Genomic DNA, 1,302 nt, shown 5'->3' with positions numbered 1-1,302 from the left:
CCGGCCGAAAGGTTGTTCTTTAACCTTTTGGACGGATTGACTTGTAACCTCGAGGGGCTAGGCGCTGGAGCTGGACAATTCTCGAAACCGATTTTTTTTTCTTATCTCATAAAGAAAAGACCTGTACATTCCGGATGGAAGTACAGGTCTTTTTTCAATTATTTACGTTTCTTCTTGCCGCCTTTAGTCATTCTTCCTAATACAAATGCACTGGCTGCCAACCCAATCATTGTGTTTGTTTTCTTATTAAATACTTGTTTCGCGACAAGATTTAAGTTTTGCGGTCTTTCCGCTAAACGGCGCATGAAATATCCATACCAGTCGCTTCCAAATGGCACATACGTACAGAAGTTGTAGCCTTCACTTGCTAAATTCAATTGAAGATCTTTTCTGAATCCATAAAGCATTTGGAATTCAAATTTATCATTTGAAATGTCATTCTTTTTCACAAATTCCTTGACATGATTAATGACACGGTGGTCATGTGTTGCGATAGATGTGAATTTTCCGTTTAGAAGATGCCACTCGATTAGTTTTACGAAGTTTTTGTCGATATCCTTCTTATCTTGGTAAGCATATTCTTCAGGCTCTTTATAAGCACCTTTTACAATACGCAAACGGTAGTTTTTATATTGCTCAAGGTTTTCTTGTGCATTAAAGAAATATGCTTGGATAACAGTTCCAATATTATCATATTCTTTTGAAAGCTCGTCTAAAAGATCAAAAGAAGGTTGTAAGTGACCGTAATCTTCCATATCAAAGTTAATAAAGATTCCATATTCGTTTGCTCTGTGGACGATTTCCCGTAAATTGCTTAAACAAAAATCATATTCAATGTCCAGACCAAGTTGTGTTGGTTTTAAGGAAATATGAGCATCCACTTTATTTTCATGAATCGCTTCAATAACATTAAGGATTTGTTCTTTCGCTTCAGTAGCCTCTTCTTTTTTGAAAACGAATTCCCCTAAGTTGTCAACCGTACAAGAAATTCCATGTGCATTTAATTCTTTAATGCTTTTGATGACTTCCGGAATATTTGTACCTGCAACAACACTTTGGGCTCCCATTTTTAAGCCATACTTTTTCGCTGCACTATTTAAAAATTGATTTTGCGATAAGCCGATAAAAAAGTCTCTTAACATAGCAATTACCCCTTGCTCTTTTTAGTTTCATTATAGCATTGCTTTTTCATAAAAATGATTTAATAAATTTTTGTAAAATAATTTTTTTCTGCAAATTGGTAGCGTTTTATTTTTTTACCGTATCAAACATATTTATATTAATACATACAAATTCGAACAT

Annotated in this window: 1 protein-coding gene; it reads right to left on the bottom strand. The window is 34.3% G+C overall.

Going from position 1 to position 1,302, the window contains the following annotated elements; translation table 11 throughout:
* Positions 1 to 158: 158 nt before the first annotated feature.
* Entirely contained in the window at positions 159 to 1,142 is a 984-nt protein-coding gene (locus BIV60_RS25500) for a proline dehydrogenase family protein (RefSeq protein WP_071358511.1), read from the bottom strand.
* Positions 1,143 to 1,302 lie beyond the last annotated feature (160 nt).

This window comes from Bacillus sp. MUM 116 (genome assembly GCF_001866655.1).
GTDB lineage: Bacteria > Bacillota > Bacilli > Bacillales > Cytobacillaceae > Neobacillus.
The sequence above is the reverse complement of the archived record's forward strand: the minus strand, read 5'-3'. Positions and strand labels throughout refer to the sequence as shown.